Annotated in this window: 23 protein-coding genes and 1 pseudogene; 12 read left to right on the top strand and 12 right to left on the bottom strand. The window is 71.9% G+C overall.

Going from position 1 to position 23,336, the window contains the following annotated elements:
* Positions 1-88: 88 nt before the first annotated feature.
* A complete protein-coding gene (locus OG252_RS07460) occupies positions 89-418 on the top strand; it encodes a hypothetical protein (protein ID WP_329334635.1) in 330 nt (109 codons plus the stop codon).
* Between the two features lie 38 nt (positions 419-456).
* Here OG252_RS07460 and OG252_RS07455 read toward each other — a convergent pair whose 3' ends face one another.
* Positions 457-1,485, bottom strand: a complete 1,029-nt coding sequence (locus OG252_RS07455; protein ID WP_329334633.1) for an SDR family oxidoreductase — start codon at positions 1,483-1,485, stop codon at positions 457-459.
* Positions 1,486-1,590: 105 nt separating this feature from the next.
* Between OG252_RS07455 and OG252_RS07450 the strand changes: the two genes are divergently transcribed.
* A complete protein-coding gene (locus OG252_RS07450; protein ID WP_329334631.1) occupies positions 1,591-2,316 on the top strand; it encodes a M15 family metallopeptidase in 726 nt (241 codons plus the stop codon).
* A gap of 255 nt (positions 2,317-2,571) precedes the next feature.
* Here OG252_RS07450 and OG252_RS07445 read toward each other — a convergent pair whose 3' ends face one another.
* The 3 genes from OG252_RS07445 to OG252_RS07435 form a co-directional block, all read right to left on the bottom strand.
* Positions 2,572-3,753: an FUSC family protein gene (locus OG252_RS07445; protein WP_329334629.1), complete on the bottom strand. Its 1,182-nt coding sequence runs from the start codon at positions 3,751-3,753 to the stop codon at positions 2,572-2,574.
* 45 nt (positions 3,754-3,798) lie between these two features.
* Positions 3,799-4,455, bottom strand: a complete 657-nt coding sequence (locus tag OG252_RS07440) for an HAD family hydrolase (protein WP_329334627.1) — start codon at positions 4,453-4,455, stop codon at positions 3,799-3,801.
* Between the two features lie 71 nt (positions 4,456-4,526).
* Positions 4,527-5,564, bottom strand: a complete 1,038-nt coding sequence (locus OG252_RS07435; RefSeq protein WP_266453099.1) for a PHP domain-containing protein — start codon at positions 5,562-5,564, stop codon at positions 4,527-4,529.
* Between the two features lie 167 nt (positions 5,565-5,731).
* Between OG252_RS07435 and OG252_RS07430 the strand changes: the two genes are divergently transcribed.
* The 3 genes and pseudogenes from OG252_RS07430 to OG252_RS07420 all read left to right on the top strand — a co-directional run bounded on the left by OG252_RS07430 (position 5,732) and on the right by OG252_RS07420 (position 7,757).
* The gene (locus OG252_RS07430) at positions 5,732-6,541 is read left to right on the top strand and encodes an SDR family oxidoreductase (RefSeq protein ID WP_266451128.1); all 810 of its coding nucleotides are present in this window, start codon (positions 5,732-5,734) and stop codon (positions 6,539-6,541) included.
* 10 nt (positions 6,542-6,551) lie between these two features.
* Positions 6,552-7,477, top strand: a pseudogene (locus OG252_RS07425) (DNA topoisomerase IB).
* Between the two features lie 43 nt (positions 7,478-7,520).
* Positions 7,521-7,757, top strand: a complete 237-nt coding sequence (locus OG252_RS07420) for a hypothetical protein (protein WP_266451129.1) — start codon at positions 7,521-7,523, stop codon at positions 7,755-7,757.
* A 22-nt stretch (positions 7,758-7,779) separates the two neighbouring features.
* On the opposite strand, the gene OG252_RS07415 is transcribed toward OG252_RS07420, so the two are convergent.
* From OG252_RS07415 to otr(A), 3 genes are all read right to left on the bottom strand, one after another.
* Positions 7,780-8,412, bottom strand: a complete 633-nt coding sequence (locus OG252_RS07415) for a VanZ family protein (protein WP_266451130.1) — start codon at positions 8,410-8,412, stop codon at positions 7,780-7,782.
* Between the two features lie 278 nt (positions 8,413-8,690).
* The gene (locus OG252_RS07410; RefSeq protein ID WP_266451131.1) at positions 8,691-9,353 is read right to left on the bottom strand and encodes a DUF4230 domain-containing protein; all 663 of its coding nucleotides are present in this window, start codon (positions 9,351-9,353) and stop codon (positions 8,691-8,693) included.
* A gap of 107 nt (positions 9,354-9,460) precedes the next feature.
* Positions 9,461-11,323 carry a tetracycline resistance ribosomal protection protein Otr(A) gene (gene otr(A) / locus OG252_RS07405; RefSeq protein ID WP_329334623.1) on the bottom strand — a complete coding sequence of 621 codons (1,863 nt, stop codon included), beginning with the start codon at positions 11,321-11,323 and terminating at the stop codon, positions 9,461-9,463.
* 200 nt (positions 11,324-11,523) lie between these two features.
* On the opposite strand from otr(A), the gene OG252_RS07400 reads away from it, so the two are divergent.
* Positions 11,524-12,477, top strand: coding sequence for a ribose-phosphate diphosphokinase (locus tag OG252_RS07400; protein ID WP_266451133.1), 954 nt, complete (start codon positions 11,524-11,526; stop codon positions 12,475-12,477).
* Positions 12,478-12,554: 77 nt separating this feature from the next.
* Complete coding sequence (gene tuf / locus OG252_RS07395) at positions 12,555-13,748, top strand: elongation factor Tu (RefSeq protein ID WP_329334621.1); 1,194 nt, start codon at positions 12,555-12,557, stop codon at positions 13,746-13,748.
* A gap of 48 nt (positions 13,749-13,796) precedes the next feature.
* Here tuf and OG252_RS07390 read toward each other — a convergent pair whose 3' ends face one another.
* Together OG252_RS07390 and OG252_RS07385 are read right to left on the bottom strand one after the other, a co-directional pair.
* Positions 13,797-14,177 carry an anti-sigma factor antagonist gene (locus OG252_RS07390; RefSeq protein ID WP_266451135.1) on the bottom strand — a complete coding sequence of 127 codons (381 nt, stop codon included), beginning with the start codon at positions 14,175-14,177 and terminating at the stop codon, positions 13,797-13,799.
* Between the two features lie 135 nt (positions 14,178-14,312).
* Positions 14,313-14,750, bottom strand: coding sequence for a MarR family winged helix-turn-helix transcriptional regulator (locus OG252_RS07385; RefSeq protein WP_266451136.1), 438 nt, complete (start codon positions 14,748-14,750; stop codon positions 14,313-14,315).
* Between the two features lie 103 nt (positions 14,751-14,853).
* Between OG252_RS07385 and OG252_RS07380 the strand changes: the two genes are divergently transcribed.
* Together OG252_RS07380 and OG252_RS07375 are read left to right on the top strand one after the other, a co-directional pair.
* Entirely contained in the window at positions 14,854-16,308 is a 1,455-nt protein-coding gene (locus OG252_RS07380) for an aldehyde dehydrogenase family protein (RefSeq protein WP_266451137.1), read from the top strand.
* 25 nt (positions 16,309-16,333) lie between these two features.
* On the top strand, positions 16,334-17,440 hold the full coding sequence (locus OG252_RS07375) for an NAD(P)-dependent alcohol dehydrogenase (protein WP_329334617.1): 1,107 nt from the start codon (positions 16,334-16,336) through the stop codon (positions 17,438-17,440).
* Between the two features lie 29 nt (positions 17,441-17,469).
* Here the strand turns inward: OG252_RS07375 and OG252_RS07370 are convergent, their stop codons facing one another.
* Entirely contained in the window at positions 17,470-18,420 is a 951-nt protein-coding gene (locus OG252_RS07370) for an NADP-dependent oxidoreductase (protein WP_329334615.1), read from the bottom strand.
* A 71-nt stretch (positions 18,421-18,491) separates the two neighbouring features.
* Between OG252_RS07370 and OG252_RS07365 the strand changes: the two genes are divergently transcribed.
* Both OG252_RS07365 and OG252_RS07360 read left to right on the top strand, forming a co-directional pair.
* On the top strand, positions 18,492-19,469 hold the full coding sequence (locus OG252_RS07365; protein ID WP_329334613.1) for a GlxA family transcriptional regulator: 978 nt from the start codon (positions 18,492-18,494) through the stop codon (positions 19,467-19,469).
* A 60-nt stretch (positions 19,470-19,529) separates the two neighbouring features.
* Positions 19,530-20,387, top strand: a complete 858-nt coding sequence (locus tag OG252_RS07360) for a hypothetical protein (protein ID WP_329334611.1) — start codon at positions 19,530-19,532, stop codon at positions 20,385-20,387.
* Between the two features lie 4 nt (positions 20,388-20,391).
* On the opposite strand, the gene OG252_RS07355 is transcribed toward OG252_RS07360, so the two are convergent.
* Both OG252_RS07355 and OG252_RS07350 read right to left on the bottom strand, forming a co-directional pair.
* A complete protein-coding gene (locus tag OG252_RS07355; RefSeq protein WP_266451142.1) occupies positions 20,392-20,955 on the bottom strand; it encodes a TetR/AcrR family transcriptional regulator in 564 nt (187 codons plus the stop codon).
* Positions 20,952-21,314 (bottom strand): DUF1304 domain-containing protein, encoded by a 363-nt coding sequence (locus OG252_RS07350; protein WP_329334609.1) that lies wholly within the window; start codon positions 21,312-21,314, stop codon positions 20,952-20,954. The genes OG252_RS07355 and OG252_RS07350 overlap by 4 nt, the downstream gene beginning before the upstream one ends.
* A gap of 319 nt (positions 21,315-21,633) precedes the next feature.
* Between OG252_RS07350 and OG252_RS07345 the strand changes: the two genes are divergently transcribed.
* The gene (locus tag OG252_RS07345) at positions 21,634-23,331 is read left to right on the top strand and encodes an ATP-binding protein (RefSeq protein ID WP_329334607.1); all 1,698 of its coding nucleotides are present in this window, start codon (positions 21,634-21,636) and stop codon (positions 23,329-23,331) included.
* The last annotated feature ends 5 nt before the right edge of the window (positions 23,332-23,336 follow it).

Genomic DNA, 23,336 nt, shown 5'->3' with positions numbered 1-23,336 from the left:
CGCTGGAGGAGCGGGCGCCGCACTGACGTTTCGCTGGTCATGGCGGAGGTACTCGCGTGGCGCCCGAACCACGCGAAGGGAGTACGCCGTGGCCGCGCACCGCGACGAAGGACCCGGAGAGAACGGGGTCCCCGTACCCCGGGACCTGCCGGACCAGCAGGCCCACGACGGCGAGGACCCCTGGGAGGTCGGCGCCGGTGGCGGGCAGGGGGACACCGTCGACACCAACGAGGCCGCGGAGTCCGCCGGGAGGCCCGACGAAGCCGATGAGGCCAGGGAGACCGACGAGACGAAGGAGTCCGACGAGCCCGCCGCCGACGTCCCCGACACGGACGAGTCGGGAACCGGCAGGCGGGGCGCGCCGCAATCGGGCGCCGTGCACCCGGAGCACCCGGTTCCGGACGAACCCTCCGCCTGACCGAACCGATCGGCCTGACCCAGGGGCGCGCCCCTGGGTCAGCCGACCTTCCGGCCCTGCAAGGGTTCCGTTTTCGCCCCGGCCCCCTGCTGCAGGCCCAGCAGGAACTCCTCCAGCACCTCTGGGGCCGTGTGCTCCGGGTGCCAGCCGAGTTCCGTGTGAGCGCGCGTGCAGTCCATCAGGGGGAGCCTGAGGACCGCGTCGAAGAGGTGCGGGGAGGCGGGCAGCAGGTGCAGGCCCCACGCGGCGGCGATCGCCGAGCGGGCCGCGGTGCGCGGCAGCCGTACGGGGCGGGCGCCGAGCATCTCGCCCAGCAGCTCGGCGTCGACGGGCGGTTCGCCCGCCAGGTTGAAGGCGCCGTCGACATTGGTGCGCAGGGCGAGGTGGTACGCCTTGGCCGCGTCGTCGGTGTGCAGCGCCTGGACGCGCAGGCCCGGGATGTCCGGGAGGAAGGGCAGCACGTCGGGCCGCGCCAGCGGGCCCGGCAGGAAGCGGCCGCCGAAGATGCGGCGCTGCTCGCTCGCCGACTCCCGCTTGAACAGGAAGGCGGGCCGCATCCGCACCACCCTGACGTCGGAGTGGACCCGCTCGAACGTGTCCAGGGCACGCTCCAGATACGCCTTCTCCCGGCAGTACGCGGCGTCCGGCCAGCCGTGTGTCGGCCAGCTCTCGTCCACCGTGTGATCCTTCGGCCCCGGCGAGTACGCGCCGACGGACGACGCGTGCACCAGGGTCGGCACGGCCGCCGTGGCCACCGCGTCGAACACCCTCATGGAGCCGAGCACGTTGGTGCGCCAGGTCGCCGCCGGGTCGTGCGTCGGCTGGAACGCCCACGCGAGATGGACCACCGCGTGGGCGCCCTCGAATTCCCTGACCAGATCGGACTGGTCGGACGCCAGGTCGACCGCCGACCATTCCGTCTTCGAGACCTCCCAGTCGGGGAGCCGGCGGGCCAGCCCCCGCACCGACCCGACCTTCGAGTCCTCGGAGAGGAGGCGCACCAGGCTGGTGCCCACGTTCCCGGTGGCTCCTGTGACCACGATCCTGCTGCCCGCTGCACTGCTCACCTTCGGCTCCTCTCGACCGCGGGTCCGACGGGGTTGCCCGAGTACCCGGCCACCGGTGATGCACGCGGCGCACGGCCCGGATTCCGGACGGGAGAGGATCACGTCATGAGCGAGATCATCCTGATGTCCGACCCCAGGGTCGCCGCCGTTCGGATCGACGAGTGCGGTGACGCTCTCGTGGACGTGAGGGGGTCCCTTCTCGTCGACGACCGCAAGCACCAGGACTCCCGGGGCGCCGAGGTCCACCTGCGGCGCGGCGTCCTCGACCGGGTCCTGCGGGCGCAGACCCTGCTGCCCGAGGGCCTGCGCCTGCTCTTCGTCGAGGGATACCGGCCGCCGGCCCTCCAGCGGTCCTACTTCGAGCAGTACGCGGACGAACTGCGCGCCGGGCACCCGGACTGGCCCGCCGACCGGATCCGCTCGGCGGCCAGCCGCTACGTGTCTCCGCCGGAGATCGCCCCGCACACCGCGGGCGCGGCCGTCGACCTCACGCTCGCCGACACCGACGGCCGCGAACTCGACCTCGGCACCCCCATGAACGCCAGCCCCGAAGAGAGCGCCGGCGCCTGCTACACCGCGGCCGACGGCATCACCGACGAGGCCAGCGCCAACCGCGCCGTGCTCGGCGCGGCCCTGAGCGCGGCCGGGCTCGTCAACTACCCGACCGAGTGGTGGCACTGGTCGTACGGGGACCGCTGCTGGGCCCTGGCGACCGGTGCTCCGGCCGCGCTCTACGGGCCCGGGGAACTCGACGCGTCCCAGGCCGGCCTGGCCGGAGCAGACGGCGGTGACGAAGGCGGGTCCACTGAGCATCCCGACCGGGCCCGCTGAGCATCCCGACCGGGCTCGCTGAGAAAAAGGGGAAGCCCCGACCGGACGGGGGAATCACGGTCGGGGCTGGCTCAGGTGTGGGCGCGGATGGCGGTCGCCTCTCGGCGAAAGGCTCCACAGGGCTTCAGCCGAACGATCGTCCCTGTGGGCAAAAGGTGAGGCCCGGGGACACTGTCCCATCCACACCCACGGTCTGTTCAACGGGCAACCACCCATGGATGTTCCGTCGTTCGCCGCGTGGCGGGGTGATCCGTGTCACGAGCGCCCGGCGCCCGGAACGGCCTCGTCCCAGAGGTTCTCCGCCTGAAGCAGCAGGGTGCCCAGGACGACCGTACGAGTGAGGTCCTGCTCGGCGTGCTCGCGCAGCCCTTTGCGCAGCCGCTCGTGCAGCTCCCACATCGCCTCCTCGTTCTCGTCGGCCGAACGTGCTTGCTCGCCGGTGCCCACCAGACGGTCCCGCTCCGCGTGGCACGCGTCCCCGATGAGCTCCAGGAGACGGGCGTACGAGCGCAGGACGGAGCCGTCGGGCGGGGCGGGCGTCCGGTCGCCGTCGGCCGCCACCGCCAGCGCCCGGGTCAGTGCTCCGAGGTGCCCGGTGATACGGCTCCAGCGCTCGTCCTCCTCGAGGGGCGGGACGCTCGGCGGGACCCGGTGAAGGGCCCGGAGCGGGCCGTAGGTGAAGCGCAGGCTCTCCCGGCTCCAGCCGCGGGCCGACCGCAGCGCGTCCAGGCGCCGCTCCAGCCGTGCGGCGCCACTCGACCAGTCGGCGGCGGACTGCGCGTCCCACTCGTTCTCCCGCAGATCGGCGGCGACGGTGTGCAGCAGGTCGCCCGTCTCCCCGGCGAGCGCCGCCAGGTTCTCCCGTACGTCCCGCAGATGGATCGGCGGCAGCACGAGCGCGTTGACCGCGACCCCGATGACCGCGCCCAGCGCCGCCTGTCCCACCCGGTGACCGACCGCCGACGCGGTGACCGTGCCGGTGGCGAGGGTGAACACCGCGGTGGTCGCCCCGTAGATGCCCTGGTCGCCGAAGCGGTGCCAGTTCGACAGGAGCATCAGCACGGGTACGGACAGTGCCAGCGCGCCCAGTGTGTCGCCGGTGAGCCACTGGGCCGCCGACGCCAGCAGCGTCCCGGCACAGATCGCCGTGAACTGCTGCGCGGCCTGCCTGAGCGAGCTGTAGACCGTGGCCTGCACCAGCACCAGGGCCACCCAGGGCGCCATCAGGGCCATCGGGTCGCTCAGCCAGTCGCTCGCCACGTACCAGGCGAGCAGCGCCGCCGCGGCGGCCTTCAGTGACTGCACGACCAGGTCGCGTTCCCGGCCGGGGCCGCGCCAGGCCGCCAGGACGGCCCCGCTCACGGCGTGCGCCTCCCGCCGCAGGGCGTCGGCCGGGCGGGCGGAGCGCACGCGGACCCCATCTCTCACACGGATCATGCCGGGTGGGTATCCCCGCGGCGTGGCCCCTCACATGCCGGCAGCTCAGCCCAGGGGACTCTCGGCCAACGACGCCAGCAGGTCGGCCGGATCGGCGTAGATCGCCGCGGCGCCCGCCTCCTCCAGGTCCGCGCGCGGAATGCCGCCGCACAGGACGCCGACGCAGCGCACCCCGGCCCGGGAGCCCGCGCGCATGTCCCAGACCGTGTCACCGACGAACACGGCCCGCTCGGCGGGTACTTCGGCCAGGTCCAGGGCATGCTGGACGGGTTCGGGGGCGGGCTTGCCCTCCTCGACGTCGTCGGCGCTCGCGGTGGCGGCGATCGCGTCGTCCGCGTCGATCGCCCGCCGCAGGGCGTCGAGTTCCGCGCCGCTCGCGGACGTCGCCAGCACCACCCGCCAGCCGCGCTGATCCAGGCGCCGCAGCAGGCGCCCGGCGTCCTGGAGGGCGGGCAGCCGGTCGAAGTACTGGCCGTACAGGGCCTTGTGGGCGGCGCTCAGCTGCGCGTCCTGGTCCTTGTCCCGGTCGTCGCCGAGCAGATGGGCGACGAGGTCGGTGGAGCCGAGGCCCACGGCCCGGTGGACGGCGTGCATCGGCACCCGGTGGCCCGCCTGCCGGAAGGCCTCCCACCAGGTCGTCACATGGAGGTGATTGGTGTCGACGAGGGTCCCGTCGACGTCGAACACGGCCGCCCGTTCCATCCGCCAGTCCTTCCTGTATTCGCGGTATTCGCGGTATTCGCTCGGCGCACGAGGAGCGCACGAGTACCACCTCAGGTGTTCGCCACTCGGTCCGGCACCCGGCCCTGCCGGCTCCACGCCAGCAGCTCCTCCACGGACCAGGTGGTGACGACCCGTTCAGGGGGCACGCCGCACTCCTCGGCGCGCGCACATCCGTGGATCTGCCAGTCCAGCTGGCCGGGTGCGTGCGCGTCGGTGTCGACCGAGAACAGCACCCCCGCCTCCAGGGCCCGGCCGAGCAGCCGCCGCGGCGGGTCGAGGCGTTCGGGCCGGCTGTTGATCTCCACGGCCGTACCGGACTCGGCACACGCGGCGAACACCTCGTCCGCGTCGAACTCCGACTCGGGCCGCCCCCGCCCCGTCACCAGCCGTCCCGTGCAGTGTCCGAGGATGTCGGCGTGCGGATCGCGTACGGCGGCCACCATGCGGCGGGTCATCGAGCGGGCGTCCATCCGCAGCTTGGAGTGCACGGACACCACCACGACGTCGAGCCGATCCAGCAGCTCCGGTTCCTGGTCGAGCGAGCCGTCGTCGAGGATGTCGCACTCGATGCCGGTGAGGAGGCGGAACGGCGCCCAGGTCTCGTTGAGTTCCGCGACCACCTCCACCTGTTCGCGCAGTCGTTCGGGCGACAGCCCGCGCGCCACGGTCAGCCGCGGCGAGTGGTCGGTGAGCACCGCCCACTCGTGGCCCAGTTCGGCCGCCGCCCGGCCCATCTCCTCGATCGGGCTGCCGCCGTCCGACCAGTCGGAGTGCAGATGGCAGTCCCCGCGCAGCAGCGCCCGCAGGCGTTCGCCGCCCATGGCCAGCGGCGCCGCGGCCTCGCTCTCCAGCTGCTCCAGGTAGCCGGGCAGCCGGCCGTCCAGCGCCTCGCGCACCACTTGTGCCGTCCTGGGGCCGACGCCCTTGAGGGTCTCCAGCGTCCCCGCGTCCGCCCGCTCGCGCATCTCGCCCTCGGGCAGCGCGGCCAGCACCCGGGCCGCGGTGCGGAAGGCGCGCACCCGGTACGTCGGGGCCCGGCCCCGCTCCAGCAGGAAGCCGATCCGCTCCAGGGCCGCCACGGGATCCATCGCCACCTCCTGCATCAGATCGGCCATCGGCTCCTCCAGAGTTCCCCAGGGCGAGGTGGGCCGCACACCGAAAGCCACGGCCGTCCGACCTGCGGGCGGTTTGTCCGGTACGTGGCCGGGTACTGCGATGCCTCATCGCCCTCGCCGCGTCCACGAGGAGGCCTGTCATGTCCGCCCCCATCGCACCCCGCAGCAAGGTGGCCGTGATCACCGGGTCCGACTCCGGCATCGGCAAGGCCACCGCCGTCCGCCTGGCCCGGGCGGGGATGGATGTCGGCATCACCTGGCACAGCGACCTCAAGGGCGCCGAGGAGACCGCCGAGGAGGTCCGCGCCCACGGGCAGCGGGCGGCCGTGGCCCAGATGGACCTCACCCGGCTGCCCACCGCCGCCGGCACCGTCGACGAGCTGTGCGACCGGCTCGGCCGCCTCGACGTCCTGGTGAACAACGCCGGTACGGGCACCATGACACCGTTCCTCGACCTGGAGCTCGACGCCGTCCGCGAGGTCATCGACGTCGACCTGATCGGCCCGTTCCTGTGCGGTCAGAAGGCGGCCCGGCACATGATCCAGCAGGGCGGCGGAGGCCGGATCGTCAACGTGACCTCCGTCCACGAACACCAGCCGCGGGTCGGCGCCGCCCCCTACTGCGCGGCCAAGGGCGGCCTCGGCCTGCTCACCCAGGTGATGGCCCTGGAACTCGCCGAGTACGGCATCACGGTCAACGCGGTCGCCCCCGGCGAGATCGCCACGCCCATGACCGGCCAGGAGGACACCGACCCGCACACCGAGGAACGCCCCGGCGTCCCGCTCGGCCGACCAGGCGACGCCCGTGAGGTCGCGGCGGTGATCGCCTTCCTCGCCGGCCCCGACGCCTCGTACGTCACCGGCGCCTCCTGGAGCGTCGACGGCGGCATGCTCCGCATGGGCCCCCAGGCCGGCTCGCACCTGGGCAGCGACGACTGGCGGCGTCCTTGAGAGCGCGCCCGTGAGGCTGCGCACCAGCTCCTGCGACCGTCCCGGCTTCACCCTCCCCCTCTCGGCTTCGCTCGAGCGGGGGGACCCCCATCGCCGCGGCCGCGGCTTCCGCTACCGGGACACGACCGGCGAGCCGCTCACCGACCCCGAGCAGCTCGCCCGGATCCGCGCCCAGCAGGAGCAGGCCAAGCACGAACCGTCCGCGAGGTCGCCCGCGCCCTGCCACAGCTGCGGGAGCGGGTCGCCACCGACCTCGGCGGGCGCGGGCTGAGCCGCGAGCGGGTCACGGCCTGCGCGGTGCGCCTGCTCGACCTCGGCTTCTTCCGGATCGGCAGCGACCGGCACACCCGCTACAGCGAGACCTACGGCCTGACCACGATGCTGCGCGAGCACGTCACCTGCCACCGCGACGAGATCACCTTCAGCTATCCGGCCGAGGGCGGCACCGACATCGTCCGGGCGCTCGTGGACGACCAGGCACTGGCCGTCGTACGAGCACTGTTGCGGCGGACGCGCGGCGGGGACCGGCTGCTCGCGTACTGGGAGCGTGGCGCCTGGCGCGACCTGCACGGCGGGGATCTGAACGAGGCGCTGCGCCGACTGGCCGGCACCGACGTCACGGCCAAGGACTTCCGCACCTGGCACGCCACCGTCCTGGCCGCCGTCGCGCTCTCCGTCACCGCCGAGGCCGCCCGCGCCACACCGGCGGCCCGGCGGCGGCAGACGAGCCGGGCGGTGCGCGAGGTCAGCCACTACCTGGGCAACACCCCCGCGGTGTGCCGGGCCTCCTCCATCGACCCGCGGGTCTTCGAGCTGTTCGAGGAGGGGAGGACGATCGCGCCCGTGCTCACCCGGCTGGGCGAGCACGGGAACTTCGGGCGGCCGGCCACCCAAGGAGCGGTCGAGGCGGCGGTGCTCGACCTGCTGGGCGGGTGACACGCACACAGCCCTTCCGCGGGTTGCGTTCTACGCTCGATACATGACCGAAAGCGCGACACCTCACATGGCTCATCCGCGGATCCTGGTGCTCGGGGTCCAGCCGACCACGCCGCCCTTCCGGATCGTGGAGATCGACGGCCAGGTGGTCGGTGAGGCGAGGGCCGTCACCGACGTCCTGGAGGCCGCCGCCGCGTTCGGCATCACCGTCCACGACCTGGACGACCCGGAGGTGGTCCGCTGGGTGGGCGGCGACAAGTTCACCTGGACCCGGCACTGACCGGCGGGGCCTCTCTCGGCTCTCAGCTGTGCACGGCCCGGCTCAGCCGCCGGCCCAGCAGGAGGTAGCCCACCAGGGCACCGGTCGTGTTGAGGATGACGTCGTCGATGTCGAAGGCCCGGCCGGTGATGAGCGCGCCCTGGGCGAACTCCACCAGGAGCATCACGGTCGCCGTCAGCAGGAGCACCCGCAGCATCCCGCGGGTCCGCGGGGCGACGACGGGGACCAGGACGCCGAACGGCACGCCCAGCAGCAGGTTCCCCCCGATCTGCTTGACGGCGTCCCGCAGCGCGGGCTGGTCCAGATAGGCGCGCAGGGAGCGCCCCGGCCGCATGTTGGTGTGCGTCAGTGCCTCCGAGGCCGGGGAGGGCTCCAGGGTCAGCCGGGCCAGCACGACGGCGAACGCCACCATCACCGCGAACGCGCACAGCATCGCCAGCAGGCGGAGGGGAAAGGGCACGGAATGCCGCTCGCGCCGGGCCGACCCGCGCTCGGCCTTGGCGCCCTTGCCGGGCTTGGCAGGCTTGCCGTCCTTGGCGGCTTTGGCCTCGGCCGTCTTGTCGGGTTTGGCGACCTTCTCCGGCTTCGTGTCCTTGCCGGACTTGGTGATACGCAGGCGTCGGGCGGTACGTGGACGTGAGGCTGTACGGGCCATGCGGTCCTCCAGTCTTCAACTTCCCTGCGTCCTAAGGCGATTACCCGCGAACCGGCCGAGAATGCCGCCGAGCGGCCTCGGGCCGGTCCGCCCGCCGTTTTCCTTCGTGCGGCCGGGGCACCCCGGCTGAGACCCGCGCGCGTCGCCATCGCCGCCCTCCGGCCGGCCTCGCGGCCACGGCCGTCACCCGGCCGTGGCCGCTCCGCGCACCGGACTGGGCGCTGCCGCTCAGGCGCCTGCAGTCCGGGCACGTCGGCGACTACATCCTCGGCGCCTGATCAGGTGCCGTAGCTGACCTCCACCTTCTTGAAGCCGAGGGAACCCAGCAGGCCCTTCAGCATGGTCGTGGTGTTCGTTTCGGCGCGCTTGGTCAGCTCGCTGTCCTTCGCCGCCTCGCTGATGTGCCGTACGGCGAGTTTCTGCACGGCCTGTTCGCTGTTGGGGTTGTCGGCGAAGAGGTCGCCGAGTCGGTCGAGGAGACCGCGCTGCTTGGAGACGGCGTAGGAGCGGTCGGCGTCGAGGGCCGCCTTGCCGAGTTGTGCGTGCGGCAGCCGGAGGGTGGCGGACGTACGGTCGTCGTTGACCGTCACGTCGTTCTTGCCGACCTTGCCGAGGTCGACGTAGGCGTCGACGGTGCCCGCCCCGACGTACAGGGTGCGGGAGCCGCGGATCGCGTCGGGCAGGTACTTGGTGTCCTTCTCCAGGTCGACGACGATCTGGAAGTTGCCGGAGGCGGCGTCGTAACGGCTGATGTCCTGGATGGACTCGAGGAGTGCGGGGCCCGAACGGTCGTGCGTCTCCGTGCCGAACAGGTCCTTGAGACCTGGCAGCACGCTCAGCCGGATCCCTGCGAAGAACACGACGAGCACCAGCACTACGGCGCTCACCACCTTCGCCCAGCCCGGCATGCGTGTGGACACGCGCCTGATGGGAGCAGTCATGGCGACGGCCCTCCTTCCTACTGTGCGAATGCCCCTCAAAGCCCTTGGCAGACCGTCTTGTTGGCCGATTGAGACCGTTGACGGAGGCACGGAGGGCGCACTGGTGCCTAATGCGGCTTCAGTTCACGGTCGCCCGACGGCCGCGACCACCACACGCCCTCGCCCTGGGTCAGCCCGGGCAGCCGCAGCTCGATCTCGCGCACTCGCCGGGCCGGCAGCTCCCCGGTGATCAGCCAGGCCGTGGACCCGCCCGTGGTCCCCGTGAACTCCGTCCCGACAGATGCCAGTTGAGCCGTGACCGGCGCCAGCGCGTCCAGTGGGACCTCCGCCTCGAAGGCGTGGTACGGCTCGTACAGCCGGGTCCCCGCCTGCTCGAGCGCCCGGCGCAGCACGATCGGGGTGAGACCGCGGAAGTCGGCGGCGGTGCTGACCGGCGCGCAGAAACCGGACCGGGTCAGCGTGACCAGGTAGTCCGTGACCGGTGCCCCGCACAGGCCGGTGGCCATGGTCGCGTGGACCGTCTCCTCGATGGCCTGGTGGAAGGCGCGGGGGAGCGCGCCGAGTTCCGTCTCGTAGGTGAAGACCCCGCCCGAGCCGCGCGGCCCCGGCGCCACGCGCAGCCCGATCGTCGCCCAGTAGCGGGTGCGGTCGTGCCACGGCAGTTCCTCCGTGGCCTCGCCGACGCCGGCCGGCCGCTCCAGGAACCGGACCCGGCCCGGCTCGAAGTCGGCCTCGACACCGAAGTCCTCGGCGAGCGTCGCCGCGAGGACCTCCATCTGGACCTCGCCGTAGAGGAGCAGTGCCGTGGCGCCCAAGGCCGCGGGGCGGGCGTGGATCAGGGGGTCCTGGTCGGCGAGGGCGAGCAGGGCCTTGCGGAGGGGGGCCGCGTGGTGGGGGTGGCGGGACCTGACGAGGGTCTCCAGGGTCGGCGGCGCGAACTGCGGGGCGCGGTCGCCTCGGGTATCGCCGAGGCGGTCGCCCACCCGGATGCCGGCGACACCGGTGAGGGCCGCGATGTTCCCGGCGGTGAGCCGCTCCGACCCGCCGACGACGTCCAGGCGCGTCACCCGGCCGGGGACCTCGGTGGTGCGGCCGTCCGCCTCGCGCCGCAGGAACGTGAGGCGCTGGTGCCGGGTCACCTCACCGTCGTAGAGACGCAGGTACGCGGTCCGCTCGCCGCCGGGACCGGGCCGTACGGCGAAGACCGTGCCGCGCGGTGCGCGGTCCCGTGGCGTGGGGGCCGGCGGGATCAGCCGGGTCACGCCCTCGACCAGCTCGGCGACGCCCTGGCCGCCGAGGGCCGAGCCGAAGAAGACGGGGTGGAAGGAGCCGTCGGCGGTGCGCGCGGCCAGGGCCTCGCGCAGGTCGTCCGGCGTCGGCTCCGGGCCGTCCACGACCGCGGCCAGGACGCCCGGGTCGACCTCGGCGAGGGCCTCGGCCAGCCGCCGGTCGGCCGGGAGGGGCACCGCACGGGCCCGGGCCGTGCCGAGGCCCGTCACGTCCGTGAGCGGCGCGACGTACGGGGTCAGCCGGCGCCGGACGTCGGCGAGCAGGGCGTCGGAGCGGGCGCCCGCCCGGTCGATCTTGTTGACGAAGACCAGCGTGGGCAGCCGCAGCCGCCGCAGGGTCCGCATCAGCACCCGGGTCTGCGCCTGCACGCCCTCCACGGCGGACAGCAGCAGCACCGCGCCGTCGAGGACCTCGAGGGCACGCTCCACCTCGGCGATGAAGTCCGAGTGCCCGGGGGTGTCGATGAGGTTGACCTGGGTGTCGCCGACGGTGAAGGCGGCGACGGCGGAGCGGATGGTGATGCCGCGCTGCCGCTCGAGCGTCCCGTCGTCCGTGCGGGTGTCGCCGGCGTCCACGCTGCCGAGCCGCTCGATCACGCCGTGGTCGAACAGCAGCCGCTCGGTCAGACTGGTCTTACCGGCGTCGACGTGGGCCAGAATTCCGATGTTCAGGGTGTGCATGCGGGGTCGTGTCCTCGAGAACCGTCGTCCAGTAGGGGCGCTGGGGGTTGTCGAGGAGTCGGCGCATGCGAGGGGTCCTGACGTGAGGGAACACGGGCGAGCCCATCATGACCCGCCCCTGTGGACGGTCCGCAACCGGTTTTCGCTTCGTGCGTAGCATGAGCCCCGCCAGCCGGAATGATCATGCGAGGAGCGGGATCGTGCGAGACATCGCCGTGTTCAGCGGGAGTGCCCATCCCGAGCTGGCCCAGGAGGTCTGTGCGCATCTCGGAGTGCCGCTCAGCCCCACCCGGGTCAGCCGGTTCGCGAACGACTGTCTGGAGGTACAGCTCCAGGCCAACTGCCGGGAACGGGACGTCTTCCTCATCCAGCCGCTGGTCAAGCCGGTCCAGGAGCACCTGGTCGAGCTGTTGCTGATGTGCGATGCGGCACGCGGGGCGTCGGCCGGCCGGATCACCGTCGTCATGCCGCACTACTCCTACGCCCGCTCCGACAAGAAGGACGCGCCCCGCATCTCGCTGGGCGGGCGGCTGGTCGCGGACCTGATGGTGGCGGCCGGTGCCAGCCGCGTCCTCGCGGTGACGCTGCACTCGCCGCAGGTCCACGGGTTCTTCTCGGTCCCGGTCGACCACCTGCACGCGCTGCGCGAGCTCGCCGCGCACTTCCGGCGCTACGACCTGTCCCGCACCACCGTCGTCTCGCCGGACCTCGGCAACGCCAAGGAGGCCGCCGCGTTCGCCCGGATGCTCGGCGCCCAGGTGGCCGCCGGCGCCAAGCAGCGGTTCGCGGACGACCGGGTCAGCATCAACTCGGTCATCGGCGACGTCACCGACCGGGACGTCATCGTGCTGGACGACGAGATCGCCAAGGGCAGTACGGTTCTCGAACTCCTCGACCGGCTGCGTGAGTTGGGGCCGCGCTCGATCCGGGTCGCCTGCACGCACGGACTGTTCGCGGACGGTGCGCTGAAGCGGATCGGCGAGCAGCCCGACGTACTGGAGATCGTGTGCACCAACACGGTGCCGGTCGCCGCGCAGGAGCGCACGGACAAGCTGCGGATCCTGACCGTCGCCCCGGCGCTCGCCGAGGCCGTGCGCCGCATTCACAACGGTGAGTCCGTCAGCGCCCTGTTCGACGCGCCGCGAACCGAATAGACAGGAAGGAGCACGGCACGGCTCGCAGCACGGCGCGGCAAGGCTCGGCATCACCCGGATGCTCAGGAGGGCTCGCAGTGGCGAAGGCGAAGTTCGAGCGGACGAAACCGCACGTGAACATCGGCACCATCGGTCATATCGACCACGGCAAGACCACGCTGACGGCGGCCATCACGAAGGTGCTGCACGACCGGTTCCCCGACCTGAACCCGTACACGCCGTTCGATCAGATCGACAAGGCGCCCGAGGAACGGCAGCGCGGGATCACGATCTCGATCGCCCACGTCGAGTACCAGACGGAACGCCGGCACTACGCGCACGTCGACTGTCCCGGGCACGCGGACTACATCAAGAACATGATCACCGGCGCCGCCCAGATGGACGGCGCGATCCTGGTCGTCGCGGCCACCGACGGGCCGATGCCGCAGACCAAGGAGCATGTGCTGCTGGCGCGGCAGGTGGGCGTCCCGTACATCGTGGTGGCCCTCAACAAGACGGACATGGTGGACGACGAGGAGATCCTGGAGCTCGTCGAGCTGGAGGTCCGCGAGCTGCTGACCGAGTACGAGTTCCCGGGCGACGACGTGCCGGTGGTGAAGGTCTCCGCGCTCAGGGCCCTCGAAGGCGACCCCGAGTGGAGTGCCTCGCTGCTCGAACTCCTCGCCGCCGTCGACGAGTTCGTGCCGGAGCCGGTGCGGGACATCGACCGGCCCTTCCTGATGCCGATCGAGGACGTCTTCACCATCACCGGCCGCGGCACCGTCGTCACCGGCCGGATCGAGCGCGGCGTCCTGCACGTCAACAAGGAGGTCGAGATCATCGGCATCCACGAGCAGAAGACGAGGACGACGGTCACCGGCATCGAGATGTTCCGCAAGCTCCTCGACGAGGGCCGGGCGGGCGAGAACGTCGGTCTGCTGCTGCGCGGAGTGAAGCGGGAGGAGGTCGAGCGCGGCCAGGTCGTCATCCAGCCGGGCTCCGTGACCCCGCACAAGGTCTTCGAGGCGCGGGCGTACATCCTGTCGAAGCACGAGGGTGGCCGGCACACGCCGTTCTTCGAGAACTACCGCCCGCAGTTCTACTTCCGCACGACCGACGTGACCGGGGTGGTCACCCTGCCCAGGGGCACCGAGATGGTCATGCCGGGCGACAACACGACCATGCACGTCGAGCTGATCCAGCCCATCGCCATGGAAGAAGGGCTGAAGTTCGCCATCCGCGAGGGCGGTCGCACGGTCGGCGCGGGGCAGGTCACGAAGATCATCACCTAGCCGCGGTCACTTAGCCCCGGTCACCTGGCCGCCGTCACCCAGGTGCGGTCACACGGAGCCGGACGTGGCCTCGGGCTGGTCCAGGGCCGCGTCCAGCGTCGGCATCGGCGGCAGCAGCCTGGCCAGGCCGGTGACCCGCAGGACGCGCAGAGTGAGCGGATGCGTGCAGACCAGGAGCAGCCGGCCGTCGTTGTCCAGCACCCGGCTGCGGGCGCGGTACAGCAGCCGCAGCCCCGAGCAGTCGAAGAACTCGACCCGGCTGAGGTCGATCACCACGCGGGCGTCGGACCGCCCGGTCACCCGGTCGAGATAGGGGATGATCTCCATCGCCGAGGCGATGTCGATCTCCCCGCGGAACTCCAGCACCGTGTGTCCCCGGTCCTGATGGACGCGCAGATGCCGGGTGAGCGGTGTGGGTACCTGCTCCACGACGACCTCGCCTCCAACCGGCTCCTGAAGGGGCAGGGGTGCGCCCAAATCCGTTCCCCGCCCTGCAAGTTACCCTCGATGGAGTGAATTTGAGCATGTTCGATTGACATATGTCTTCGAAATGCGACGGAGCCTTTACGACAAGGCGTGCCAGGCCTTGGAGAGCGCCTGGCGGAACTGCTCGCTCTGGTGGGCCGTGAGCTCCCGGACCATCCGCTCCTCCAGCTCCCGCACGGGCCCCGCGTGCTGTGCGAGCAGCTCCCGGCCCGCGTCGGTCAGCAGGATCAGCAGCTCGCGGCGGTTGCGGGGATTGCGCTCCCGGCGCACCAGTCCGCGGTTCTCCAGGGACCGTACGAGATCGGCGATGGACTGGGCGGTGACGAACGAGTCCCGTGCCAGCTGAGCCGCCGACAGCCCGTCGTGTCGCTCCAGCACGGTGAGCGCGGTGTACTGCAGTGCGGTGATCCCGGAGGGTTTGACCAGGTCGTCCAGGTGCGATCGCACGACCAGCTCCAGCTGCTTCACCATGTAGAGGAGAGACGGAGGTGCTTTGACTGCCTGGGTGTCGAGCATGACTTCAGGTTAGAGCATTGACAGGAAACCTGTCTGTAATGAGACTGCGAACAGACAGGAATCCTGTTGGTTGAAATCTTGGCGATGAGGCTGAGGAGTGGCGATGACCACCATCGAGATCGAACCCGGACGGCTCTTCATAGGCGGGCAGTGGCGGGAAGCCGCCGACGGCGCCCGCACCGAGGTGGTCGACCCGTCCCGGGGCGCGGTCGTCACCACCGTCGCGGAGGCCGGCGCGGTCGACGTGGACGCGGCCGTACGCGCCGCCCGCGAGGCCTTCGACGACGGCCGGTGGTCGGGGCTGAGCGGCCGTGAGCGGGGCCGGATCCTGTACCGGGTCGCCCAGCTGATCCGGGAGAACGCCGACGAGCTCGCCGCGCTGGAGAGCCTGGACGTGGGCAAGCCGATCACGCTGTGTCACGCCGTCGACGTGACGAACGCGGCCAACGACTACGAGCACTTCGCCGCCCTCGCCCACTCCCTGGACGGCGCGACCCGCGACACACCCCTGAACGCCCTCGCGTACACCAAGCGGGAGCCCCTCGGTGTGGTCGCCGCGATCACGCCCTTCAACTTCCCGCTCATCCTGGCCGGCTCCAAGATCGCCCCGGCGCTCGCCGCCGGGAACACCGTGGTCCACAAGCCCGCCGACGAGACCCCGCTCAGCGCCCTCTACATGGCCGGGCTGCTGCGGGACGCCGGCGTCCCGGACGGCGTGGTCAACGTCGTCACCGGCTCCGGCCCGGTGGCGGGCGAGGCCCTGCTCAGGCACAGCGGCGTCGACAAGATCGCCTTCACCGGCTCCACCGCCGTCGGCCGGCACGCCGCGAGCGTCGCCGGCGAGAACCTCAAGCCGGTCACCATGGAGCTGGGCGGCAACGCGGCCCACATCGTCTTCGAGGACGCCGACCTGGAGAAGGCGGTCGGCGCCGTCATCAAGGGCTTCGTCTTCAACACCGGACAGTTCTGCATGGGCGGACCGCGGCTGCTGGTCTCCCGCCCGGTGTACAGCACCATGCTCGGCATCCTCGCCGAGGCCGTCCCCGGCGTACCGCTCGGCGACCCCCGGCAGCCCGAGACCGTCGTCGGCCCGATGGCGGGGGAGCGGCACCTCAAGAAGGTCGAGGAGTACGTCGAGCTCGCCCGCAAGGAGGGCGGCCGCATCGTCTGCGGCGGCGAACGCCTCGACCTCGACGGCGGCTACTACTACAAGCCCACCGTGATCGCGGACCTGCCGAACGACTCCCGGGTCGTCCAGGAGGAGGTCTTCGGACCCGTCCTGACCGTGCAGCCCTTCGACTCCGAGGAGGAGGCGGTCCAGCTCGCCAACTCCACACCGTACGGCCTGGCTTCGGGCGTCCAGACCTCGAACCTCGCCCGCGCCCACCGCATCGCCGACCGGCTCCAGGCGGGCATCGTCTGGGTCAACGACTGGGCGATGCTCGACCCGGCCGTCCCGTTCGGCGGGGTCAAGGACTCCGGCTTCGGCCGCGAGTACGGGACCGAGGCGCTCGCCTCGTACACCAGGGTCAAGTCCGTCGTCGTCTCGCTCGACTGAGCGCGCACTCCAGGGAGTTCCCACGATGTCCATCACCACCCGCGCCGCCGTCGTCGAGTCCGGCGGAGCGCCCTTCACCCTCAGTGACGTCCAGCTCGACGAGCCCGGCCCGCACGAGGCGGTCGTCCGCATGGTGGCGGCCGGTCTGTGTCACACCGACCTCGGCGTGGCGAGCGGCGGACTGCCCTTCCCGCTGCCCGGCGTACTGGGCCACGAGGGCGCCGGGGTCGTCGAGGCCGTCGGCTCCGACGTCACCGGGGTCGCGCCCGGCGACCACGTCGTGCTGTCCTTCACCTCCTGCGGCGACTGCCGCAACTGCCGGGACGGCCACCCCGCGTACTGCGCCACCTGGCTGCCGATGAACCTCATCGGGGGCCGCCGGGCCGACGGCAGCAGCACCATCAGCCGTGCCGGGGAGCCGCTCGGCGGGCACTTCTTCGGTCAGTCCTCGTTCGCCGAGCGGGCCCTGGTCGACGAGCGCAGCCTGGTCAAGGTCGACGCGGACGTACCGCTGGAGTCGATCGCCCCGCTGGGCTGCGGCGTACAGACCGGCGTCGGCGCCGTGTGGAACGTACTGAAGCCGACCCTCGGCTCCACAGTGGTCGTGCTCGGCGCCGGTGCCGTCGGCCTCTCGGCGGTCATGGCCGCCGCCCTCACCCCCGCCGCCACGATCGTCGCCGTCGACCGCGTCGCCGAACGCCTGTCGCTGGCCAAGGAGTTGGGGGCCACCCACACCGTCAACGCGGGTGAGACCGACCTCGCCGAGGCACTCGCGGGGATCACCGGCGGCCAGGGCGCCGACGGCGTCGTCGAGACCACCGGCAACGTCGGCGTCCTGCGCCAGGGCGTCGACGCGCTCGCCGCCCGCGGCACCCTCGTCATCGTCGGCGCCCCGCCGTTCGGCAGCGAGGTCGCCCTGGACGTGAACGGGATGCTCGGCGGCAAGCACGTCGTCGGCCTCACCCTCGGCGACGCCGAGACGCAGACCTTCATCCCCGCCCTGGTCAAGCTGGTGAAGGAGGGGCGGCTCCCGCTGCACCGCCTGATCAGCACCTATCCGTTCGCGGACATCGACCAGGCGGTACGGGACATGGGCGCGGGCAAGGCGATCAAGCCCGTGCTCACGTTCTGACCTCCGTGCTCACGTTCTGACCCCCTGGGTCAGTCGACCGTGAGGACCAGCTTTCCCGTGGTCCGGCCGGTGTCGCCCAGCGCATGCGCCTCGGCGGCATCGGCCAGCGGGAAGGTGTGTGCGATCGTGGGCCTCAGCTTCCCCTGCGCCACGAGGTCCGCGATCGCGCGCATCCCGGCCCGGTCGGCGTCCACGAGCATCCTCAGGGCCCGTACGCCGAGCCGCTCGGCCTCCTGGTAGAGGTCGTCCGACCCGACCGGCAGGATCGACACCACAAGCCCGCCCGGCCGCAGCACGCGCAGCGACTTCAGGGAGGTCTCGCCGCCGAGCGTGTCGAGTACGACGTCGACGTCCTTCACGGTCTCGGCGAAGTCCGTCTCCCGGTAGTCGATCGTCTCGTCCACGCCGATCTCGCGCAGGAAGTCGTGCTTGCCCGCGCTGGCCGTGCCGATCACGTACGCGCCGCGCGCCTTGGCGATCTGCACCGCCACGTGGCCGACTCCGCCGGCCGCCGCGTGGATCAGCACCCGCTGCCCCGGCTGGAGATCCGCGTTCTCGACCAGGGCCTGCCACGCGGTCAGGGAAACCAGTGGCAGCGCGCCCGCCTGGGTGTGGTCGATGACGGACGGCTTGTGGGTGAGGGCGCGGACCGGGGCGATGGCGTACTCGGCGTGCGCGCCGTGGCCGTAGGGGTACGGCAGCATGCCGAACACCTCGTCGCCGGGCTTGAAGGTGGCGACCCCGATGCCGACCGCCTCCACCACACCGGAGACGTCCCAGCCGAGCACGAAGGGCGGCTCGCCGAGGAAGCCGCCGGTCGCCCGGTGCTTCCAGTCGGTGGGGTTGAGGCCGGCGGCGCGGACCCTGATCAGTACCTGGTTCGGGCGCGGGCGCGGTCGCTCGACCTCCACCTGCTTCAGGACCTCGGGACCGCCGAGGACGTCCTGGCTGATCGCTCGCATCGTGTTCACAGTGCTCATGGTGAAACAGCCTGCCGGGAGCCTCCGGTCCGGGAAATGGCATGATTGCCAACCTTCGATAAGATCGTGCCATGACGCATCGGGAGCAGGGCGAAAGGGCCGAGCGGGCCGAGCGGGTCGTGGTGCTGGCCCTGGACGGTGTGTACCCGTTCGAGCTGGGCATCCCGAGCCGGATCCTCGGCGCGGCCGACGGCCGGTACGAGGTGCTGACCTGCAGCGTCGACGGCCGCCCGGTGCGCAGCAACGCGGACTTCACCATCGGCGTCGAACACGGCCCCGAGATCCTCGCCACGGCCGACACCGTGGTGATCGCGCCCGTCGACCCCTCGCACGTGGGCACCGACCTCCCGGACGAGGTGGTGGCCGCCCTCGCCCTCATCCGCCCCGACGCGCGGATCGTCTCCATCTGCACGGGCGCGTTCGTCCTCGCCGCGGCCGGTCTGCTCGACGGCCACATGGCCACGACCCACTGGCAGCTGGCCGACCGCTTCCGGCGCATGTACCCGCACATCGCCCTCGACCCCGACGTGCTCTTCGTCGACGACGGCCGGATCCTCACCTCGGCCGGAGCCGCCTCCGGCGTGGACGTCTGCCTGCACCTGGTCCGCCGGGACCACGGCAGCGAACTGGCCAACACGGTCGCCCGCCGCTGCGTGGTCCCGCCGTTCCGGGACGGCGGCCAGGCCCAGTACATCGAACAGCCGGTCCCGGAACAGGGCGCGGCCGGCACCGCCGCGACCCGCGCCTGGGCCCTGGAGCGCCTCGGCGACCCCCTGACCCTGGCCGACCTCGCCGGCCACGCCCGGATGAGCCTGCGCACCTTCGCCCGCCGCTTCAACGAGGAGGTCGGCCTCAGCCCCGGCCGCTGGCTCATCCAGCAGCGCCTTTCCCGGGCCCGCCACCTGCTGGAGGCCAGCGATCTGTCCGTGGACCAGATCGCCGGACAGGTCGGCTTCGCCACGGGTGCCTCCCTGCGCCAGCACCTGCACGCCTCCATCGGTGTCTCGCCCCAGGCATACCGGCGGACGTTCCAGACGGCGGCGCGCTGAACGTTCCGTACCGCTGCCGCGTCGGAGATCAGGAACAACGGCGGACGGACAGGGGCGGGGATGCGCGCAAGGCTGGTGGCAGTGGCGGTACTGGCGGCGACGGCGGCCATGGGGTGCGGTGCCGAGAAGGACGTGAAGGACGTGGTCGTCGAGGGGACAGCCCCGGCCACGCCCTACGAGGGACCGCTGTACGTGCCCACACGGGACCTGGACGAGAACAGCGAGGAAGCGGCCCTCGTCGAGTCGGGCGCGGCAGGACGGGCGTTGGAGTGTGACGGGGAGGTCTACTCGGGCGGTCAGGGTGAGACGTGGGGCAAGGGGGACGGCGGTTCGACACCCGAGGAAGGGCTGAAGCTGTACTTCGACATCGAGCAGCCGGAGATCCCCCGGTCCGGCTACCGCCTGGAGCGCGCTGAGGGCGACCGCGCGCTCTTCTCCTTCGACGTGAAGGGCAGGACCAAGGTCGCGGTCGTCGTCGCGAAGGACCAGAAGCACCGGCCGGGTTGGGGCCCGGAGACGAGTGCCTCCTGCGACCCGGCCGAACTCCCGGCGAGTTTCACCGACTCCGAGGAATTCGAGATCTGGACCGACCGGCAGGGGCGGCGGCTCCCGACCACCACCATCAGCAGCCACGCCGGCCCGGAACACTGCGACTGGCAGAGCGCGCACTTCCTGTACCTGGGCCGGGGCGAGGACCGGCGGCAGTACGTCCGCGATCCACAGTCGGCGTTCGAGAGTGACGCGCTGACCACCCCGTACGACGGGGACGTCCGTATGCCCGACGGCGCCCGCGACACCGGATACCGCCTGGCTGAACAGGAGTTGTGGCTCACGGACGATCGGTCCGTCGCCCACGTCCGCACTCCCGACGGCGTGGAGGCCTGGCCCGTCACGAAGCAGATGGTGGGGTGCATGTGACCGCTCACCTGCTGGCGTGCAGGGCGACCAGCAACTGCCAGACCTGGTCGGCGATGTCCCGGGTGTCGGCTTCGAGGAGTCCGTGCAGCCAGTCGGCCAGGACACCGGCGAAGGTGGCGGCGACGGCCGAGGCGACCAGCGGGGCGTCGGCCGCGCCCGCGAGTTCGCGCTCGCGCAGGCTGTAGGCGCGCAGATCCCGGTGCAGCACCCGGCCCAGGGGGCCACCGCCACCCGGGGTCAGCAGCGTGCGGTACAGCGCGGCGCGCGGAGCGAGCGAGTCGAAGAACTCGGCCAGCGCGGGCGGCGCGTGCACCGGGTCGGGCCGGCCGCGCCAGGCGTGCAGCGCGTCCACGGCCTCCCGTACGACGTCCGCGCAGGCGTCGACGGCCAGCGCCTCCAGGCCGTCGTAGTGGACGTAGAACGTGGCCCGACCGATGCCGGCCCGGCGCACCAGCGCGGCCACGCCGACCTCCTCCAAGGGGCGGTCGGCGCACTCGTCGAGCAGGGCCTGCCGCAGCCGCGCCCGGGTGCGCGCGGCCCGCGGGTCCTGCGGGGTGTCCCGGCTCACCGGGTGAGCAGGACGGCGCCCAGGGCGAGTGCGCCCGGCAGGGCCTGCGCGAACAGGATGCGCCGGTTCGCGGTGACCGAGCCGAAGACACCGGCGACCACCACACACACCAGGAAGAACACCTGCGCACCGAACCCGGTGGGATCCGAGGCGATCAGCCCCCACACCAGCCCCGCCGCGAGAAACCCGTTGTAGAGCCCCTGGTTGGCGGCCATCGGCGCGGTCGCCGCGGCCATCTCCCGGTCGAACCCGTGCAGTGCCCTGCCGGGCTTCTTCTGCCACAGGAACACCTCCAGCACGAGGATGTACGCATGCAACGCGGCCACCAGGCCGACCAGCACGTTCGCCAGGATCTCCATGAGCTGCCTCTGTTTCTTGGACGGGTGTCCACTATAGCTGGACAGCTGTCCAGGAAATCGCGCGGCCCCGAAGGTGCGTAAAGGGATTTGTCGATGTGTGGGTTCCTGTTCGGAGAGTGACGGAACCCTCACCTCCGCCGGGTGGCCGAGGTTGATCCTTTCGGGTTCAAACCCGATAAGCTCCCGTTCGACACTGCGAGTTGACGCGATCCGACCGATCGTCGCGCGGTGCGTACTCATGAGCGCGGTCCCCTTTGGCCACCCCCTGAACACTCCCTCAACCCCCCTCTGTTCGATCGTGTTGCTTCGAAGGATGCAGATGGAACTCGCCACTCCGCCGTCGGCGGCGCGGGCCCCTGTCGCCTGGTACAGCTGGTGGCTCATGCCGCTGGCCTTAGGAGGCGGGACGGTTGCCGCCACGTTCATGAGCGCGGACCGAATAACCACCGTCGTCGCGGGCGCCGCCGCGACGACAGTCGGCGTCGTGTGCGTTCGCCTCCTGCTCCGCACCCGCGGCCAACTACGCCGGGCGGAGGGCTCCTTCCGTACCTCGCAGGCCGAGCACTCCCAGCAGTGGCAGCAGCACGTCGCGGGCCTGGAGCGGAAGTTCTCCGCCGAACGCGCCTCGCAGGAAGCCCAGTTCGCCGACCAGGCAGTCGCCTACGACGTGCAACTGGCCGAGCTGTCCCGGACGTACGAGGAACGGATCGCCGAGCAGACCGCCGCGTACGAGGCACGGCTCGCCGACCAGGCCATGTCCTACGAGGCGCAGCTCGCCGACCAGGCCGAGGTCTGGAAGGAGCAGCTGACGCACCAGCAGGACGCGGTCGCCCGCCTCGCCGGCGAGCAGCTGCCCGACGCGCTGAAGCGGCTGCGTGCCGGCGAGGCCGTCGACGACCTGCTGCCCACCGCCAACCAGTGCGCGAAGGTCGACGCCGACCTCCAGGCCGAACTCCGCAAGATCCTCAGGACCGCCCTGATCGGCGTCGAGGAGGAGTTCAACCGCTCGACCTCCGCCGAGCAGGCCGTCATCAGCATCGGCAACCGCATCCACGTGCTGACCAGCAAGCTCCGCGGCCGGCTGCACGAGATGCAGGGCGAGCACGGCCGGCTGCCGGCCGTCGCCCGCGGCCTGATGGAGCTCGACCAGGAGATCGGCCCCGCCGACTGCCTCGCCGCCAGTATCGGCGTGCTCGGCGGCTCGGACCGGCCCGGCCGGCAGTGGCAGGAGCCGCAGCGGCTGCTGAGCGTGGTGCGCGGCGGCATCGGCCGGATCAAGGACTTCCACCGCGTCGAGGTGCGCCACCTGCCCGAACTCGGCGTCGACGGCGGTCTGGTCGACCATCTCACGCTGATCTTCGCCCATCTGCTGGACAACGCGGCCCGCTACTCGCCGCCCACCGAGCCGGTGCTCGTCTCCGGCAAAGAGGTCCCCAACGGCGTCGGCATCGAGATTCAGGACTCCGGCAAGGGCCTGAGCGAGGAGAAGAAGCGCGACGCCGAGAACGCCCTCGCGGGCAGCGCGGCCGGACCGGGCCTCGGTGGCATCTCCGAGGACGCCAACCTCGGCCTGCGGGTCGTCGGCGCCCTCGCCCGCCGCTACGGCATCCGCGTCACCTTCGCGGACTCGCCCTGGCTCGGCACCTCGGTCGTGGTCGTGGTCCCCCACACGTACTTCAGCCCCCTGCCCGCGGCCGTCCCCGCACCCCCTGTCGCCCAGTCCGCCACGGCGGCCCCCGCCCATGCCCCGGCCACCGCCGGGTCCGCGGCGCAGGAGACCGACGCCACGGACACCACGCCCGGCGGACTGCCCAAGCGCAGGAGCAAGCGGAACGAGGCGGCGCGGCCCCAGCCGGCCGAGCCGGCCGAGGAGACCGGCGTCCCGGCCGTCCCGCCCGACGCGTCCTTCACCGGCCTGGCCGCCTTCGCCACCGCCGGGCGCGAGCCCATCGAGGCGAACGACGGAGCGGCCGACGGCCCCGCGTCCGCAGAGCACCGCACTGAAGAGAGCGACTAGTCCAC

Source organism: Streptomyces sp. NBC_01352, assembly GCF_036237295.1.
GTDB lineage: Bacteria > Actinomycetota > Actinomycetes > Streptomycetales > Streptomycetaceae > Streptomyces > Streptomyces plumbiresistens.
The sequence above is the reverse complement of the archived record's forward strand: the minus strand, read 5'-3'. Positions and strand labels throughout refer to the sequence as shown.